A 17,079-nucleotide genomic window follows, 5' to 3' on the forward strand; every position below is an offset into this window, starting at 1 on the left:
GCGGCCCGGGTCGCGTGGAAGGACGGTATTTATTATTTCAGGGTTATACCAAGTCTAAAGATCGACAGGGTGCCGCCGGATCTATCGCCGCCCTTGCTACACAACGTTCCTGCCTCTTGTCCCGAAGCGGAAAAGCGATAAAAAAACGCCGATATCCGCTAAAGGTTCCCGATACAACGCCGTTATCCATCTCAGCAGCGGCAACGGCCAACTTGATGGCCCCCCTGCGGAGAATCCAGGCAAGCCCCCTTGCCGGAAAAATCGCTTAGGAGAAATCAAATGGCACAGGTCATCAACACCAACGTAATGTCGCTGAACGCTCAGCGGAACCTCAACACCAGCAGCGCCAGCATGTCGACGAGTATCCAGCGTCTGTCGTCGGGCCTGCGCATCAACAGCGCCAGGGACGACGCCGCCGGTCTGGCGATTTCCGAACGCTTCACCACGCAGATCCGCGGCCTGGACGTGGCCTCGCGCAACGCCAACGACGGCATCTCGCTGGCCCAGACCGCCGAAGGCGCGATGGTGGAAATCGGCAGCAACCTGCAGCGTATCCGCGAGCTGTCGGTGCAGTCGTCCAACGCCACCAACTCGTCCACCGACCGTGACGCGCTGAACTCCGAAGTCAAGCAGCTCACCGCCGAAATCGACCGCGTTGCCAACCAGACCAACTTCAACGGCACCAAGCTGTTGAACGGCGACTTCTCCGGCGCGCTGTTCCAGGTCGGTGCCGACGCTGGCCAGACCATCGGCATCAACAGCATCGTCGACGCCAACGTCGATTCGCTGGGCAAGGCCCGGTTTGCTGCTGCGGTCTCTGCTGCCGGCGTCACCGGCACCGCCACCGCTTCTGGTTCGGTCACCGGTATCAGCCTGGCGTTCAACGATGCCAGCGGCGCTGCCAAGAGCGTCACCATCGCCGACGTCAAGGTCGCTTCCGGCGACACCGCTGCCGACGTCAACAAGAAGGTTGCTGCGGCGATCAACGACAAGCTGGACCAGACCGGCATGTACGCCTCGATCAAGACCGACGGTACGGTGCAGATCGAATCACTGAAGGCTGGCCAGGACTTCACCTCGCTGTCGGCTGGCACCTCCAGCGCCACTGGCATCACCGTTGGCGCCGGCATCACCACCGCGTCGGCCGCTTCCGGCTCCGCCGTTTCGACCCTGAGCAGCCTGGACATCTCCACGTTCTCCGGCTCGCAGAAGGCCCTGGAAATCGTCGACAAGGCGCTGACCGCGGTCAACTCCTCGCGCGCCGACATGGGTGCGGTGCAGAACCGCTTCACCTCCACCATCGCCAACCTGAGCGCAACCTCGGAAAACCTGTCGGCCTCGCGTAGCCGTATCCGCGATACCGACTACGCCAAGGAAACCGCCGAACTGACCCGCACGCAGATCCTGCAGCAGGCCGGTACCGCGATGCTGGCCCAGGCCAAGTCGGTTCCGCAGAACGTGCTGAGCCTGCTGCAGTAACTTGCAGCCAGCTGCCGCCGCAATACGGCAGCGTTCCGCAGCCGTCCAAAGCCCCTCTTCGGAGGGGCTTTTTTGTGTCCGCTGCCATGCCACAGTGGCCCGGGCAGGATTTTTGACGCAGGCCCGGCCCTGAGCAGGTATGGAACTTGCATCATCACTTCCCGCGAGCGTGACCTGTCGCTGCCGCTAAAGTCCTCGCGGATGCGGCCGATACCCGTCACGTAATCCCATGCGTCCGTCTGTTTCGGACGCCCACACGAGGAATGCAACATGGCATCGGTGATCAGCACTTCCGGCTCCGGTCTGGACATCCCAACGGTGGTGTCCACTCTGGTATCCCGGCAGAAAGACCCGGAGCAGGCGCGCATTAACAAAGCCGGCACCGCCGCGACCACGCAGTTGTCGGCGATCAGCCAGATCAAGAGCAGCATGACCACGCTCAAGTCTGCGCTGGACAAAGTCATCAGCAGCGCCGACACCAATGCCTACAAGGCCACGGTGCCGACCGATGCCGGCTTCACCGCCACTACCACCAGTTCGGCGGCGCCGGGCAACTATTCGGTGGAAGTGGTGTCGCTGGCGACCGCGCAAAAGCTGGCCTCCGGCGCGTTCACTGCCGATGCCACGGTCGGTAGTGGAACATTGACGATCGGCTATGGCGAAAACACCGTCACCGTGGACATCAGCGGCACCGACAAGCTCACCGATATCGCCGCCGCCATCAACAAGGCCGCTGGCGGCAAGGGCGTCACCGCCAGCGTGGTCACCGCCAACGACGGCCAGCACCTGGTCTTCAATGCGGTGGATTCGGGCACCAAGGGCGCGCTGACCGTCAGCGCCAGCGACCCTAGCCTGAGCGCCCTCACCTTCGGCCCCGGCGTCACCGGCGGGCTGAACCAGACCGTCGCCGCGGCCGATGCGCTGGTGCGCGTGGACGGCTTCGAACGCACCTCCAGCTCCAACACCGTCACCGACATCGTGCCCGGCGTGGTACTCAACCTCACCAAGGCCGCCGAAGGCACCAAGTTCAACCTCGGCGTCGCGGCCGACACCAGCGGCCTCAAGGGCAATCTCACCGCGTTCGCCGCTGCCTACAACACGGCCAACACATTGCTGGCGAAAAGCAGTAGCTACGACGCCACCACCAGGACCGCCTCCGCGCTGACCGGCGATTCGCTGGTGCGCAGCCTGCAGCAACAGCTGCGCGGCCAGGTCAGCGGCAACGTCAACGAACTCAAGGCACTCGGCCTGACCATCGACAAGGATGGCGTAATGAGTTTCGACGGCGCCAAGTTCGATACCGCCATCGCCTCCGATGGCGGCGCGGCGGCCGAGGTATTTGGCAAGGACAGCAAGTTCGGCGGCACCCTGACCAAGCTGCTGGACAGCAACGTCAACGTCACCAACGGCACGCTGACCCTGCGTTCGGACAGCTTGAACAAGACCATCAAGGGCTACGAATCGGACCTGGACGATCTCGATGCGCGCATGGAAAAACTCAGCGACCGCTACACCGCGCAGTTCACCGCGATGGAAACCATGATCAGCAAGTTGCAAAGCAGCACCAGCTCGCTCAGCAGCCTGCTGACAAACTGATTCCGTGACGGCGATCCTCAAGTCCCGCAAGGGTATTGCCGATACAACAAGAGCCTGCCGTGATTCCGGTCCTGCCGGTCGGCAGGAGCGTCGTCGCACAAGCGCAACGCTCCGGGATCAGCAACGGCCAGCCCATTGAGGAAGCACCCATGTACGGTTCAAATCGTCAGTACGCCGAGCAGTACCGCAAGGTCGGCGTCTCCACCAGCGTCACCGAAGCCGACCCGCACAAGCTGGTGTCGTTGCTGTTTGCCGGCGCCTGCCAGCGCATTCGTCTGGCCCAGGCCTGTCTGGCGCAGGGCGACCAGGCACGCAAGGGCAAGGCGATCGGCGAGGCATGCGCGATCGTTGGCCACTTGAATGGCTCACTCGATCACGAAGCCGGCGGCGAGATCGCCGGCAACCTGTCGGCCCTGTACGACTACGTGATGCAGCGGTTGACTGCGGCCAACCTGCACAACGACGAATCTGCATTGACCGAGGCGCTGGAGTTGCTCAGCGAAATCGACTCGGCGTGGAACTCCATCCCCCTTGAACAACGCGGCCTGTCAGCCGTCTCGTGAGCCCGGCCATGCATAGCGTGCAAAGTCTCCAGGCCGAAATGGCCGATCTCCGCAGTGCCATGGCCAACGAGGAGTTCGAGGTCATGCCGCATCTGCTGGACAACCACGACCGGCATCTGCACGAGTTCGCGCAGCATGTGGACCTGGATCGCGATCGCGATGCGCTGCAGACGCTGCTGACCATGCATCAGGACCTGATGCGGATGATGCGCGAACGTCAGCGCAAGTTGCTGGAACTGATCCGTGCACAGCGCACCTCGTCCTCGGCCAGCCGCGCCTACGCACGGGTCGGGCGGATTTGATGCCCACGCTCGGCACACTCGCGCCAGCGGCCGAGGCCGAGCTGTTCTCCGACACGCTCAGCTGCCAACTGCGCCTGCCGGCCGGCTTCCGCGCCGGCGGCGACGCAGGCGCGCACAGCGCCGCAGAAACCCTGTTGCGCAGCCTGGCCCAGGTGGAGGATCTGCGCAGCGAAGAGCTTGGTGAAGACCGCGGCGAATTGCCGCTACTGGTGCAGCGCATGGACGCCAAGCTCGATCTGATGCTGGCGCTGATCGGCCGCCTGGTCCGCCAGGGCAATAGCGGCCTGATCCAGAACATGGTGCATTGGTCGGTGCGCGGAATTCGGCTCAACTGCGCAACTGCCCACGCAGCGGGCACCGAGGGCGTGGTTTGCCTGCAGCCTTCCGACTGGCTTCCTGAACTCGTACAGCTTCCGGCGCAGGTCGTGGCAAGCGCGAGCGACGGCCATGATGACTGGCTCTGGCTACGCTTCGCACCACTGGCACCAGGTCTTCTGGATGCGCTGGAGCGCCATCTGTTCCGCCTGCACCGCCGTGAGGTTGCCGAGGCGCGTCGTCAGCGCTGATCGACCCAGTTGGCGGCGGGCGCCGGGTCAGCTAAGGTGGACTCAACCGAAAGAGGTCTCTTCTGCGCCGTGCGAGTCATCATCGTCGACGATCACACCCTAGTCCGCGCCGGCCTGTCCAGGCTGTTGCAAACTTTTGCCGGCATTGATGTCGTCGCCGAGGCGAGCAATGCACAGCAGGCACTGGACATGACCTCCCTGCATCGCCCGGATCTGGTGCTGATGGACCTGTCGCTACCTGGCCGCAGCGGCCTGGATGCCATGACCGATGTGCTGCGCGCCGCGCCGCGCACGCATGTGGTGATGATGTCCATGCACGACGACCCCGTACACGTGCGCGACGCACTCGACCGTGGCGCGGTGGGTTTCGTGGTCAAGGATGCGGCGCCACTCGAACTGGAACTGGCGCTGCGCGCCGCCGCCGCCGGGCAGGTGTTTTTGAGCCCGCAGATCTCCTCCAAGATGATTGCGCCGATGCTGGGCCGTGAGAAGCCGGTGGGCATCGCCGCCCTGTCACCACGCCAGCGCGAGATCCTGCGCGAGATCGGGCGTGGCCAGAGCAACAAGGAAATTGCGGCCGATCTGGGTATCAGCGTCAAGACCGTGGAAACCCACCGTGCGCGCATGATGGAATCGCTGGGCTGCCGGCGCGCCAACGACCTGGTGCTGCTGGCAGCGAAACACCACAACGAGCTGGTCTGACCACTGCGCCTGCGGCCGTTGCGACAGCGGTCAGCAGGATGAAACCGCGCTCATCTGCGTTGCGCGCGAAAACAGTGACGTAATTCCGGCGGGCACGCTTGAGTCCGCTGAAAATGTCAGGCATTTCCCGACAGCATGTCAGGAAAATCATGAGTGGTCTCACACCACTCCCTGATTAGAAACCCGTCGCGAAGTCCTGCAAGATGCGTTCCATCGCTGCTGGCTGCAGCGCCCATCGGAAGCGCTTCCATGAAGACGACCATTTCCGCCCAGCTTGGCCAGCAACTGCACCTCACCCCGCAGCTGCTGCAGTCGATCCGTCTGCTGCAATTGGACGGCATGCAGTTGGAACTGGAAATTCGTCGCGCGTTGGAAACCAATCCGTTGCTGGAGTTGGAGGAGCTGGCCGATAACGGGGACGAGGCCACCACCAGCGACGATGGCGCCACCGATGTTGCCGCGTTCGACGAACTGCCGGAAAGCACGATGTGGGACGTGCAGAGCAGCAGTTGGAACGATGGCGACGAGGACCGCATGCAGCGCGTGGCTGCCGGCGATTCCACCGACCCGCATGTGCGCATCCTGCGCGAGCTGGCGCTGGATCTGGACGAGGCCGCATTGGGGGCCGCCGCGTTCTGGCTGGAGCATACCGATGACGCCGGTTACCTGAGCGATGCACTGACGACACTGCAGCAGCTGGGCGCCACGCGGTTGGGGATGACCGTGCACGCCGTCGAAGCGATCCGCCAACGCCTGCTGCACGGCGACCCGGCCGGGCTGGCCGCCTGCGACCTGCGCGAATGCCTGCTGGCCCAGCTCGGCGCCCTGCCCGGCCGCGTACCGGCCCGCCACCTGGCCGCGCGCATCCTGGCCGGCGATCTGGACCTGCTGGCCAGCCACGATTACGCACGGCTGGCACGCGCGCACGACGCCGAGGTGGACGATGCGCGCGAAGCGGTGCGGTTGATCCTGTCGCTGCAACCGCGCCCGGGTGACGACCTGCTGCAGGAAAGCAACGCCAGCGTGATCCCGGACGTGCTCGCCTGGCATGCCGACGGCAGCTGGCGGGTGGCGCTCAATCCGGCCACCACGCACCGGGTCAGCATCAATCCGGTACACGAGCGTGCCCTCGCCGAGGCCGGCGACGCCGCACAGCCGCTGCGCGACATGCTGCAGGAGGCACGCTGGCTCACTCGCGGCCTGTCGATGCGCTACGAAACCTTGCTGCGCGCCACCCGCGCCATCGTCGAACGGCAGGCCGCCTTCCTGGCCCGTGGCGAAGAAGCCATGGCACCGCTGACGCTGAAGGAAATCGCCGACGAGATCGGCATGCACGAATCGACGATTTCGCGCATCACCACCGGCAAGTACCTGCAGACCCCGCGCGGCACCTTCGAACTCAAGCACTTCTTCGCCGTGCGCCTGGAAGGCGCCAGCGTCTCCGGCCAGGCGGTCAAGGCCATGGTGCGCCGCCTGATCGAGAACGAACCGGCCGGCCGGCCACTGGCCGACGAGGCCATCGCGACCCTGCTCTCGCGTCAGGGCGTTAATATTGCGCGCCGAACTGTGGCCAAGTACCGCGAACAACTGGATATCGCCCCGGCCCGCGAGCGCCGCCGCACCAACAAACCGCTGCTTGCGCGAGCGGGATAAGGACTACTATGAGCAAACTCACCGTGCTGCTGGTCGACGACCACGAGGGCTTCATCAACGCTGCGATGCGTCATTTTCGCAAGGTGGAGTGGCTCGACATCGTGGGCAGTGCCGCCAATGGACTGGAAGCGATCGAGCGCTCTGAGTCGCTGCGCCCCAACGTGGTGCTGATGGACCTAGCCATGCCGGAGATGGGCGGCCTGCAGGCGACCCGGCTCATCAAGACGCAGGACGATCCACCGTATATTGTCATCGCAAGCCATTTCGACGACGCCGAGCATCGTGAACACGCTCTACGCGCGGGTGCTGACAATTTCGTCAGCAAGCTGTCCTACATCCAGGAAGTCATGCCAATCCTGGAGGGCCTGACGGAAGGAGCCAGGAATGAGTGAGTCCCGCATTCTGCTGATCGACAGCGACGCCGTGCGCGCCGAGCGCACCGTCTCGCTGCTCGAATTCATGGACTTCAATCCGCGCTGGGTCACCGATGGCGCCGACATCAATCCTGGCCGGCATCGCCACGACGAATGGATGGCGGTGATGGTGGGCTCGGCACAGGATGCCGACCAGGCCGACAAGTTCTTCGACTGGCTGGCCGATGCCAAGCTGCAGCCACCCGTGTTGCTGATGGAAGGCAGCCCGAGCGCATTCGCCCAGGCCCACGGCCTGCACGAGGCCAATGTGTGGGCGCTGGACACCCCCCTGCGGCATGCGCAACTGGAAGCCTTGCTGCGCCGTGCCAGCCTCAAGCGCCTGGATGCCGAGCACCAGGCCGGCGTGCAGCAGGATAGCGGCCCCACCGGCAATAGCGAGGCGGTCGTCCGCTTGCGCCGCTTGATCGACCAGGTGGCCGCGTTCGATACCACCGTGCTGGTGCTGGGTGAGTCCGGAACCGGCAAGGAAGTGGTCGCGCGCGCCATCCATCAACACTCGCCGCGCCGCGACGGGCCGTTCGTGGCCATCAACTGCGGCGCGATCCCGCCGGACCTGCTGGAAAGCGAACTCTTCGGCCACGAGAAAGGCGCGTTCACCGGCGCCTTGAGTGCGCGCAAGGGCCGCTTCGAGATGGCGGAAGGCGGCACCCTGCTGTTGGACGAGATCGGCGACATGAGCCTGCCGATGCAGGTGAAACTGCTGCGCGTGCTGCAGGAGCGCAGCTTCGAGCGCGTCGGTGGCGGCCAGACCATTCGCTGCAACGTGCGCGTCATTGCCGCCACCCACCGCAACCTGGAAGCCCGCATCAGCGACGGCCAGTTCCGCGAGGACTTGTTCTACCGCCTCAACGTGTTCCCGATCGAGATGCCCGCCCTGCGCGAGCGCGTGGACGACCTGGCCATCCTGGTGCAGACCATTGCCGGCCAGCTGGCACGCACCGGCCGCGGCGAGGTGCGCTTCGCCGATGAAGCATTGCAGGCGCTGCGCAGCTACGACTGGCCCGGCAACGTGCGCGAGCTGACCAACCTGGTGGAGCGCCTGGCGGTGCTGCACCCCGGCGGGCTGGTGCGCGTGCAGGACCTGCCGGCACGGTACCGCGGCGATTTCGCCACCGCCGTTCCGGTCGAGCTGGCACAGACGCTGGCCGGACCGGCAGAGCCCAGCCAGCTGCCCGGTAATGTGGTGACGCTGCAACCCGTTGCAGACGCCGAGCCCGCGCCGGCAGGCAGCCTGCCCGACGATGGCATCGATCTGCGCGGCCACATGGCCACCATCGAGCTGGCGCTCATCAACGAGGCGTTGGAGCGCACCCAGGGCGTAGTTGCCCACGCGGCGCAGCTTCTAGGATTGCGCCGTACCACCCTGGTGGAAAAGCTGCGCAAGTACGGCATCGACCGCGAGCAGACCGAGCTGGCGAACTGAGCGCATCAGCGCGTCAGGTGCTCGATTGCTGGCATGGCGCTTGCTTCGGCAAGTGCAGTGCGTGACGCAGCCTCCGGCTGCAACGCAACCCCGACTTCCACCCGCACCAGCGAGGCATTGATGCCCATCCCCGTCACCAGTCCGCTGCTGCCGCCGCTGGAAGAATTCCTGCCCTACCTGGAGCGGATCTGGAGCAGCCGCATCGTCAGCAACGGCGGCGAGATGCATCACGCGCTTGAGAGGGCGTTGTGCGATTACCTGGGCGTACCGCATCTGGCGCTGCTGACCAATGGCACCACCGCGCTGATTACCGCCCTGCAGGCCTTGCGCATCACCGGCGAAGTCATCACCACGCCCTACTCGTTCGTGGCCACCGCGCACTCGCTGCTGTGGAAGAGCATCACCCCGGTATTCGTGGACATCGACCCGGTGACGCTCAACATGGACCCGTCCAAGATCGAAGCAGCCATCACCCCGCAGACCACCGCCATCATGCCGGTGCATTGCTACGGCACCGCCTGCGACACCAGCGCCATCACCCGCATCGCCGACATCTACAACCTCAAGGTCATCTACGACGCCGCGCATGCCTTCGGAGTGCGCGATGACGGCGGCTCGATCCTACGTCACGGCGACCTGAGCGTGCTGAGCTTTCATGCCACCAAGGTGTTCAACACCTTCGAAGGTGGCGCGATCGTCTGCCCGGACGAAAAGACCTACCAGCGCATCGGCCATTTGAAGAACTTCGGCTTCGTGGACGAAACCACGGTGGTGGCACCGGGCATCAATGGCAAGATGAACGAGATCAGCGCGGCCTTCGGCCTGCTGCAGCTCAAGCACATCGACCAGGCCATCGCGCAGCGCGGTGCCATCGATGCACAGTACCGGCAGCGGCTTGGCCAGGTGCGCGGCATCCACTGCGTTGCGCGCTCGGCGCAGTCCAGCGCCAACTACGCCTATTTCCCGATCCTGGTACAGGACGATTACCCGCTGTCGCGCGATGCGCTGTATCGGGTGATGCGCGAACACGACATTCTGGTAAGACGGTATTTCTATCCGCTCATTAGCGATTTTCCGATGTATCGTGCGCTGCCCTCCTCCGCGCCGGCATGGCTACCGGTGGCGCGCTCGGTCGCCGCGCAGGTATTGTGCTTACCCATCTTTCCCGGCCTGAGTGCCGATCAGGTCGATACCATCGCCGACCTGATCGCCGGCGCACAGGCCACATGACCGCACCACGCTGCACCGTGTTCTCAGACCCCCGCATCTTCAACAGGCAACCAGGCGAGATCGCATGACCCAGGCAACATTTATCGAGAACTTCCTCTCCGCCACCGACTTCCAGGAACCGGTGGAGGTCACGCTGGACACCGTGCTGCTGGAATTGCCGGAATGGGATTCGCTGGCGGCGCTGGGCGTGATCGTCATGTTCGACATGGAATACGGCAAGACCATCACCGGCGAAGATCTCAGTGCCGCCGTCACCGTGGGCGATCTCTACAAACTGACCGAGGCGTAAGCACCATGCCGACCTCCACGCTGCACAATGTTCGCTTTGCCGGCATGGCGACCTGCGTGCCGAAGCGGGTCGTGTCCAATCTCACCGATTGCCGGCCGCAGATCCGCTCCGAACGCGAGCGCCTGGTGCGCAACATCGGGATTGAAACACGCCGCATGGCTTCGGAATGGCAGTGCTTCTCGGACATGGCCTTCGATGCGACCGAAGTGCTGCTGGAACGCCTGCAATGGAAGCGCGAGGAAATCGATGCGCTGATCGTGGTGACCCAGTCGCCGGATTATCCGATCCCGGCCACTGCCATCATCCTGCAGGACAGGCTTGGCCTGTCGCATGCCACGGTGGCCTTCGACGTCAACCTGGGCTGCTCGGCCTACCCGTTCGGCATCAACCTGCTCGGCTCGATGATCGCCGCCGGCGGCGTCAAGAAAGGTCTGCTGCTGGTAGGTGACCGCAGTGCCAATCTGGAAGACCCGATCTTCTCCGACTCCGGTACCGCCACGGCGCTGGAGTTCGACCAGAACGCAGCACCGATGTATTTCGACCTCAACAGCGACGGGAGCGGCTACAAGGCCATCATCCTGCCGGTAGGCGGGCACCGCGAGCCAGTCAGCATGCAGCACCTGATTCCGTTCCGCGAAGAACCCGACGGCCCATGGCGCCGCGCGACCGATCTGATTCTGGACGGTGTTGCAGTGCTGAGTTTCTCTACCCAGCGCGTGCCGCCGGCGGTGCAGAAACTGCTCGACTACACCGGCGTCTCCAAGGACGAGGTGGACTACTTCGTGTTCCACCAGGCCAACCGCATGATCAACGAGACCATCCGCAAGAAGCTTGGCCTGCCGGTGGAAAAGGTGCCCTCCACACTGCGCGACTTTGGCAACACCAGCGGTGCCTCGTTGCCTGTGACCATGACTGCGCGCATCAACAAGGAACTCGAGTCCGGCCGCAAGCGCGTGTTGCTGTGCGGTTTCGGCATCGGACTGTCGTGGGGCAGCTGCCTTGTGGACATCGAGGGTGCGGTGTTTCCTGATTTGATTGAGTCGTGAGCATGGCTGCAGTCGCCTCGACCGATGCATTCGGGCTGATCGATAGAACCATCCTGGTCACTGGTGCGTCTTCGGGTATCGGCACGGCAGTCGCCACCTTGTGCGCTCGGCTAGGCGCCACCGTGGTGCTCAACGGTCGCGACATGCAGCGTTTGGAGGCGGTGGCCGCCGATCTGGCTGGTAGCGGCCATAGCGTCATCGCCGGCGACCTGACCGACGAACAGACTCGGGTCCGCTTACTGGAGGCATCCGAGCGCTATCACGGCATTGCCTCATGCGCAGGCGTTGCTGCACTCGTGCCGTTTCGGATGGCTGCAGAAAAACATCTGCAGCACATGCTTTCGGTAAATTATCTGGCGCCGATCACCTTGACGCAGCAGTTGATCTTCAAACGGCGGCTGGCCGAAGGCGCGTCGTTGGTTTATGTCTCCGCGCTATCTGCACGCGCTGCACCACAGGCCGCTGCCGGCTACGCTGCGTCCAAGGCTGCATTGGAGGCGGCCGTCCGCACGCTCGCGCTTGAGCAAGCCAAGCACGGCATCCGTGCGAACTGCATTGCGCCCGGCTATGTCGACACACCGATGCTGAAAAAGTTGGGCGCCGCTGCGGATATGGATGACAAGATCGGACTGACACCACTTGGACGCATCGACCCGAACGACGTTGCAAACGGCGTGGCATATCTGTTGTCCGCCGCAAGCCGCTGGATCACGCGGAGCACATTGACCATCGACGGCGGGATCTCCTTACCGATTCGCCTATGAGCAACCAGACCATCATGCCCTCCAAGGACGATACCTCAGCGCTGCTCCACACCCTATTTGGACTGGCCGGCAAGACGATTCTGGTCACCGGTGCATCCAAAGGGATTGGCGAGGCCGTTGCGCAGGCCTGTGCACGTGCAGGTGCGCGTGTGATCGTTGCCGGACGAGACGAACAACGCCTGCAAGCTGTGCTGGCATCCTTGTCAGGCGAAGGCCATCGCTTGTTCGTTGGCGACCTGAGCAATGCCACCGTACTGCAGCAGTTGGCCATCGACTGCGAGTCGCTTGACGGGGTAGTTCACAGCGCCGGCATTCGCGGGCTTGCGCCGATGAAATTGGTCAGCGAAAAGTTCTTACGCGAGGTCATGGACATCAATTATCTCGCACCCGTCATGTTGACCCGGCATCTGTTGGCACGCCAGTCACTACGGCCCGGCGCTTCGGTGATCTTTCTATCGTCCATCGCCGCGCTCACTGGCACGGTCGGCGTCGGCCCCTACGCAGGATCGAAGGCCGCTCTGATCGGCACCTTGCGTCCGCTGGCGCTGGAACTGGCTCGCCGGAAGATCCGCGCCAACGCGCTATGCCCAGGGCTGGTCGAGACCTCGTTAATCAACGAAGACAAGGCGTGGTTCGAGGAAAGCCGCAAGCGCTACCCGTTGGGCATCGGGCAACCCGAAGACGTGGCGCTGGCGTGCCTGTATTTCCTTTCCGACGCCAGTACCAAGGTGACCGGGCAGGCCTTCAGCCTGGATGGAGGGGTGGAATTCGCATGACTACCGATATACCCACTACACCCTCTCACCTGCTAATCATTGGCGCGGGCGGTTTCGCACGAGACATCGCGTCGCTGGCGTATCACGAAGACCCGGCCCATGGTGTCGAATGGGACATCAAGGGTTTCCTGGATGACCGCATGCACCTGCAGGGCACCTCACGCTGGCCGATTGTCGGAGACCCTGCAACCTACCAACCAGTGGCAGGCGACATCTTCATCTGCGCAATCGGTAACCCCGCAGCTAGACGGCGCTACGCCCGGGCGCTTATCGAAAAGGGTGCGGACTTTATTGTCTTCCACCCGCCTCCGTCGCGCGAAGCAGCTGTTGGTTACATCGGTCGGGGCAGCGTGTTCGATTCGCGCGTCTCCATCGGCTCGGGCAGCCGGCTTGGCGAGTTCGTCACCGTGTTGTCCACCTCGATCATCGCGCACGAGGTCAACATCGGCGACTACGTGCAGATCGGCAGCTTCGTCTTCATCGGCGGCGGCGTGGTGATTGGCAACGAGGTATCGATCCATCCGCACGCCACCATTATCCCCGGCATCCACATCGGCGACGGTGCAGTGGTCGGCGCCGGTGCGGTCGTGGTCAAGGACGTGCCGGCCGGCGCCAGCGTGTTCGGCAATCCTGCCCGCATCGTGTTCCAGAAAGACATTTGACAAGACAGTGACTTATGCGCTCGCGAATGCACCCCAGGTACTACCTGTCACCAGAGATTTTTGCCCGTGAGCAGGAAAAGATTTTTCGCAAGGTTTGGCTTTTCGCCGGTCTAAAGGCCCTGCTGACGGAGAACAACAACTTCATCACCCGCAAGATCGCCGGCATTCCGGTGGTCATCCAGAATTTCAACGGCCAGTTGCGCGCATTCGAGAACGTGTGTCTGCACCGCAGCGCGCCGCTTCAGACCACGCCGACCGGACGACGTCCACTGGTATGCCCCTACCACGCTTGGAGCTACGACCAGGACGGCGCGATCAAGAACATCCCCGAATGTCGGGCCCTGTATCGCATAAGCCGGGCAGAACAGCAAAAGCTGCGGCTGCGGGAATTTGCCCTGCACGCGATCGGCAACGTGCTGTTCGTCAATCTGGACAGTGACCCGATGCCAATCGAGGAACAGTTTCCCACGCACTTCATTTCCATGCTGGAAAGCAGCTCCAACCTATACGACGGCGAGGTGATGGTCACCACATGGCACTGCAAGTTCAACTGGAAGCTGGCGTACGAGAACCTACGCGACGGCAATCACCCGCGCTTTGTCCACCCCAAGAGCCTCGCCCGGGAATTCGACTTTGTCCCCTACGTCGATACTGAACTGGCGGCCGAAGGCCTCCGTCCCCTGGCCGACACCAGCCCCACCGGGCTACGCGCGGAGATGCGCCGCTTCAGCTCGGCCGGCGCTGACGCACCGATCAGCAAGCCCAAGCCAATGCCATTCCATGACATGGTCGAGCGCTGGGGCGAACAGGACGCCTATTTCAACTGGCTGGCTTTTCCCAACATGCATATCGCCTGCCCCAATGGCGGCTATTCCTTCACCCTGGAACATCACATCCCCGTGGCCCCGGACAGGACCGACCTGGAAATCTATTGGTTCACCACGCGCAAGAAGAAGCCTTATGCCTTTTCCAGCTGGAACCTGCTTTCGCACATGCATGGCAGCCAGCTTGTGACAGGCGAAGACGTGGAGATCATGGAGCATGTGCAATCAGCACTGCACATGGACGCACCGATGCCAACCCAGGGGGTCTACGAGTTCACCAACCGATTGGTGGAGCGCTGGTACGCAACACTGATGGAAACAGCACATGGCCTCTAGATGCGTCATCGGAACCGGCATCTGCCTGGAGCAGGTCTTCACTGCCTGGAAGCAGGCCGAGCCGCGGGTCGATGTGCGCAGGATCGAGGTTTCGCTACGCACCGACTACAGCTTCGACCTGGACGCGCTAGATGGCCTGGACCCGGCTGTGGACAGATTGTTCATTGCCTACGACGAACGCTTCGGCAACTTCAAGCGCATGGAGCTGATGCAGCTGGCGATGGCACGCGGCTTTAGCCTGGAGCCTTTCGTCAGCACGTCGGCCGTGGTCGCTGCCGATGCCGTGATCGGCCGTAACTGCTTCATCGGCGACGGCGTGGTGATTGGCACGGGCAGCCGTATCGACTACAACACCGTGCTGCATAGCGGGGTCAACATCGGCGCTGGCGCGCATCTGCGCCCCTCCTGTTGGTGCGACATCGGCGTCAGTATCGGCCACGGCACCGAGATCGGCGCGCACGCCATCCTGCGTATGGGAGCAATGGTCGGACCTGGCGTCCGCATCGGCCGCCACTGCGAACTAGGCTGGCCACGCCTGTATGACCGGGACGTGGCCAGCCGCACGGTGTACGACACCCGCTATGACGAACCCATCCTGGTCTACGGCCAATAACGGAGGAGCTGTGCCGCACGCCTGTCGCACTATGAAAACCGACTCCATCATCCCTACGGGACATGACCTTCATGAATTCAAGAAATGAGCAGCTTCGCCAACGGATTCTACGTATTGCGGAGCAGGAGCGCCCTGCGCTGGAGGACGTCATGGCGCGCTTACCCGCGATTGCCGGCCGCCCTGTCTTCCTCGTCGCTCCCGAGTCCTATATAGGCATGGTGCATGGCCCGAGAGTCGTTGCCGATCTGCACCATGTTGTTGCCGCAATCGATGACCAAAGCATCCACCTGGACCGCATCCACGGCGCTCCGCGCTGGAGCAGTCAGGAGTTTCTCGCCAGGGCGGGCCAGTACGCCGATGCAATTGCTATCGATTTCTCCTGCAGCCCGCGCGGACGGGCATTTGCAACTGACCTCTGCACCAGCGCGGGCATTGAGCAACTGAGCGTTGCCCCTTCCCTTGATCCGCTGATCCCGCGTTTCGAGCAGCGCCCCCTTTTTCTGCTCCAACCGCGCTCGGGCCTTGGCAACATTTATGGCCCACAGATCGTCCAGCGCCGCAGCCATGTCATTGCGGCCGTTGATGACCAGCCAAGCGACAGCGACACCATTCATGGAGTGCCGCGTTGGAGTTCGCGCCAGTTCATCGAACAGGCAGCCCAGCATTCCCAGGCGCTGGCCATCGATTTTTCTTACAGCCCGGGAGAATCTGGCTTGGCCCGCAAGCTCTGCGAGCAAGCAGGCATTGAGAGGGTGGATGCCTGCCTGGCCGTTGCGCACTGTGGGATGGTCGCCGTGTACGAGCCTGCCCAGGTCTACCGTCAGCGGACACTTCTGCGTCTGGACGAATTTCTGCGTTTCGCGGATCGGCTGGACGACGATTTCAGTGTCTTTACGCTCTACAGCAACCTGTTGTTCCGCCTAACCTACGATTCCAGCCTTCTGTTGGACTGCTGGGCGACGCCGATCAACGAGTACTTTTCGGAATACGCGGACAGCAGCACATTCCAGCTAGGTCAGCGTGAACATTTCTGTGATGGCGGCGCCTTCCAGGGCCCTATCGTCCGCAAGTTTCTAGAAGCATCCCGCTATCGCTACGAAAGCATCACAGCCTTTGAACCCGATGGCATCAACTTTCAGAAATTGGAGGACATTGCGAGTGCCCCTCCCCTTCCCCCGCACAATTTCAAGGCCATCAAAAAAGCCATCTCCAACGAGCATACGACGCTGCGTTTCGAGGAGACCGGCACCGTTTCCAGTCATGTATCGCCGGATGGCGGAATCTCCGTGGCCACTACACGCCTGGACGACGAATTGGAAAAACTGACGTTTCTGAAGCTGGATATCGAAGGATTCGAAGCCAGGGCACTGGAAGGCGCATCTCAGCTCATCCGTACCCAACGTCCCCGTATGGCTATTTGTGTCTACCACTACGCCCAGGACTTACTGGATATCGTGGAGCAACTGGACAAATTGGTGGATGGGTATCACTTCCGTTTGCGCCAACACTCTCCCGGCCACTACTACGACCTCGTTTTGTATGCATCGCCTGTGGCCGGTGCTGCACCGCCGCCCTGGGCGGAGTGAGCCGAGGAAAATTCACGACTTGGAAAGACAGCGCGATGAACGTCATGAGCCGGGCGGGCGACACGTCAGAGAATTCGACTTGCCAGCTTATACTCTCCTGGGTAGCATCTTGGCTCGGCACGCACGTCACTCTTCGAGACGTCCCTTAGAGGGTGTTTACATAATGATATAATAGTGCCATCTCATCACAGACAGTCATCGAAATGGGCCGCCCACTGAAGATTCAAGTCGAACA

The 17,079-nt window shown here is 62.8% G+C and carries 18 protein-coding genes; all 18 read left to right on the top strand.

The genetic code is table 11. From position 1 onward, the window contains the following. The first annotated feature begins 279 nt into the window (after nucleotides 1-279). The 18 genes from XcuCFBP2542_RS11620 (at nucleotide 280) to XcuCFBP2542_RS11705 (ending at nucleotide 16,844) form a co-directional block, all read left to right on the top strand. Nucleotides 280-1,479 (top strand): flagellin, encoded by a 1,200-nt coding sequence (locus XcuCFBP2542_RS11620; protein WP_104603719.1) that lies wholly within the window; start codon nucleotides 280-282, stop codon nucleotides 1,477-1,479. A gap of 270 nt (nucleotides 1,480-1,749) precedes the next feature. After that, nucleotides 1,750-3,075 (top strand): flagellar filament capping protein FliD, encoded by a 1,326-nt coding sequence (gene fliD, locus XcuCFBP2542_RS11625; RefSeq protein ID WP_104603720.1) that lies wholly within the window; start codon nucleotides 1,750-1,752, stop codon nucleotides 3,073-3,075. Between the two features lie 149 nt (nucleotides 3,076-3,224). Continuing rightward, entirely contained in the window at nucleotides 3,225-3,638 is a 414-nt protein-coding gene (gene fliS, locus XcuCFBP2542_RS11630; protein WP_104603738.1) for a flagellar export chaperone FliS, read from the top strand. 8 nt (nucleotides 3,639-3,646) lie between these two features. After that, nucleotides 3,647-3,940, top strand: coding sequence for a hypothetical protein (locus XcuCFBP2542_RS11635; protein ID WP_104603739.1), 294 nt, complete (start codon nucleotides 3,647-3,649; stop codon nucleotides 3,938-3,940). Next, entirely contained in the window at nucleotides 3,940-4,506 is a 567-nt protein-coding gene (locus XcuCFBP2542_RS11640; RefSeq protein ID WP_104603721.1) for a PilZ domain-containing protein, read from the top strand. The genes XcuCFBP2542_RS11635 and XcuCFBP2542_RS11640 overlap by 1 nt, the downstream gene beginning before the upstream one ends. 69 nt (nucleotides 4,507-4,575) lie before the next feature. Next, nucleotides 4,576-5,208, top strand: a complete 633-nt coding sequence (locus XcuCFBP2542_RS11645; protein ID WP_055854470.1) for a response regulator transcription factor — start codon at nucleotides 4,576-4,578, stop codon at nucleotides 5,206-5,208. A 249-nt stretch (nucleotides 5,209-5,457) separates the two neighbouring features. Further along, nucleotides 5,458-6,861 (top strand): RNA polymerase factor sigma-54, encoded by a 1,404-nt coding sequence (gene rpoN, locus XcuCFBP2542_RS11650; protein WP_104603722.1) that lies wholly within the window; start codon nucleotides 5,458-5,460, stop codon nucleotides 6,859-6,861. 8 nt (nucleotides 6,862-6,869) lie between these two features. Then, nucleotides 6,870-7,253 (top strand): response regulator, encoded by a 384-nt coding sequence (locus tag XcuCFBP2542_RS11655; protein WP_016904817.1) that lies wholly within the window; start codon nucleotides 6,870-6,872, stop codon nucleotides 7,251-7,253. Then, complete coding sequence (locus XcuCFBP2542_RS11660) at nucleotides 7,246-8,718, top strand: sigma-54 dependent transcriptional regulator (protein ID WP_104603723.1); 1,473 nt, start codon at nucleotides 7,246-7,248, stop codon at nucleotides 8,716-8,718. The genes XcuCFBP2542_RS11655 and XcuCFBP2542_RS11660 overlap by 8 nt, the downstream gene beginning before the upstream one ends. A gap of 120 nt (nucleotides 8,719-8,838) precedes the next feature. Further along, nucleotides 8,839-9,948: a DegT/DnrJ/EryC1/StrS family aminotransferase gene (locus XcuCFBP2542_RS11665; protein WP_104603724.1), complete on the top strand. Its 1,110-nt coding sequence runs from the start codon at nucleotides 8,839-8,841 to the stop codon at nucleotides 9,946-9,948. Nucleotides 9,949-10,012: 64 nt separating this feature from the next. Then, nucleotides 10,013-10,237: an acyl carrier protein gene (locus XcuCFBP2542_RS11670; RefSeq protein WP_104603725.1), complete on the top strand. Its 225-nt coding sequence runs from the start codon at nucleotides 10,013-10,015 to the stop codon at nucleotides 10,235-10,237. Nucleotides 10,238-10,242: 5 nt separating this feature from the next. After that, nucleotides 10,243-11,283 carry a ketoacyl-ACP synthase III gene (locus XcuCFBP2542_RS11675; protein ID WP_104603726.1) on the top strand — a complete coding sequence of 347 codons (1,041 nt, stop codon included), beginning with the start codon at nucleotides 10,243-10,245 and terminating at the stop codon, nucleotides 11,281-11,283. 2 nt (nucleotides 11,284-11,285) lie between these two features. Further along, a complete protein-coding gene (locus XcuCFBP2542_RS11680) occupies nucleotides 11,286-12,047 on the top strand; it encodes an SDR family NAD(P)-dependent oxidoreductase (protein ID WP_104603727.1) in 762 nt (253 codons plus the stop codon). Then, complete coding sequence (locus XcuCFBP2542_RS11685) at nucleotides 12,044-12,823, top strand: SDR family NAD(P)-dependent oxidoreductase (RefSeq protein WP_211293001.1); 780 nt, start codon at nucleotides 12,044-12,046, stop codon at nucleotides 12,821-12,823. The genes XcuCFBP2542_RS11680 and XcuCFBP2542_RS11685 overlap by 4 nt, the downstream gene beginning before the upstream one ends. Further along, on the top strand, nucleotides 12,820-13,485 hold the full coding sequence (locus XcuCFBP2542_RS11690) for a NeuD/PglB/VioB family sugar acetyltransferase (RefSeq protein WP_104603728.1): 666 nt from the start codon (nucleotides 12,820-12,822) through the stop codon (nucleotides 13,483-13,485). The genes XcuCFBP2542_RS11685 and XcuCFBP2542_RS11690 overlap by 4 nt, the downstream gene beginning before the upstream one ends. Before the next feature lie 14 nt (nucleotides 13,486-13,499). Further along, the gene (locus XcuCFBP2542_RS11695) at nucleotides 13,500-14,645 is read left to right on the top strand and encodes an aromatic ring-hydroxylating oxygenase subunit alpha (RefSeq protein WP_104603729.1); all 1,146 of its coding nucleotides are present in this window, start codon (nucleotides 13,500-13,502) and stop codon (nucleotides 14,643-14,645) included. Beyond that, nucleotides 14,635-15,258, top strand: a complete 624-nt coding sequence (locus XcuCFBP2542_RS11700) for an LbetaH domain-containing protein (protein ID WP_104603730.1) — start codon at nucleotides 14,635-14,637, stop codon at nucleotides 15,256-15,258. Before XcuCFBP2542_RS11695 ends, XcuCFBP2542_RS11700 begins: the two co-directional genes overlap by 11 nt. 62 nt (nucleotides 15,259-15,320) lie before the next feature. Beyond that, nucleotides 15,321-16,844 carry an FkbM family methyltransferase gene (locus XcuCFBP2542_RS11705; RefSeq protein WP_104603731.1) on the top strand — a complete coding sequence of 508 codons (1,524 nt, stop codon included), beginning with the start codon at nucleotides 15,321-15,323 and terminating at the stop codon, nucleotides 16,842-16,844. Nucleotides 16,845-17,079 lie beyond the last annotated feature (235 nt).

Source organism: Xanthomonas cucurbitae (genome assembly GCF_002939885.1).
Classification (GTDB): Bacteria; Pseudomonadota; Gammaproteobacteria; order Xanthomonadales; family Xanthomonadaceae; genus Xanthomonas; species Xanthomonas cucurbitae.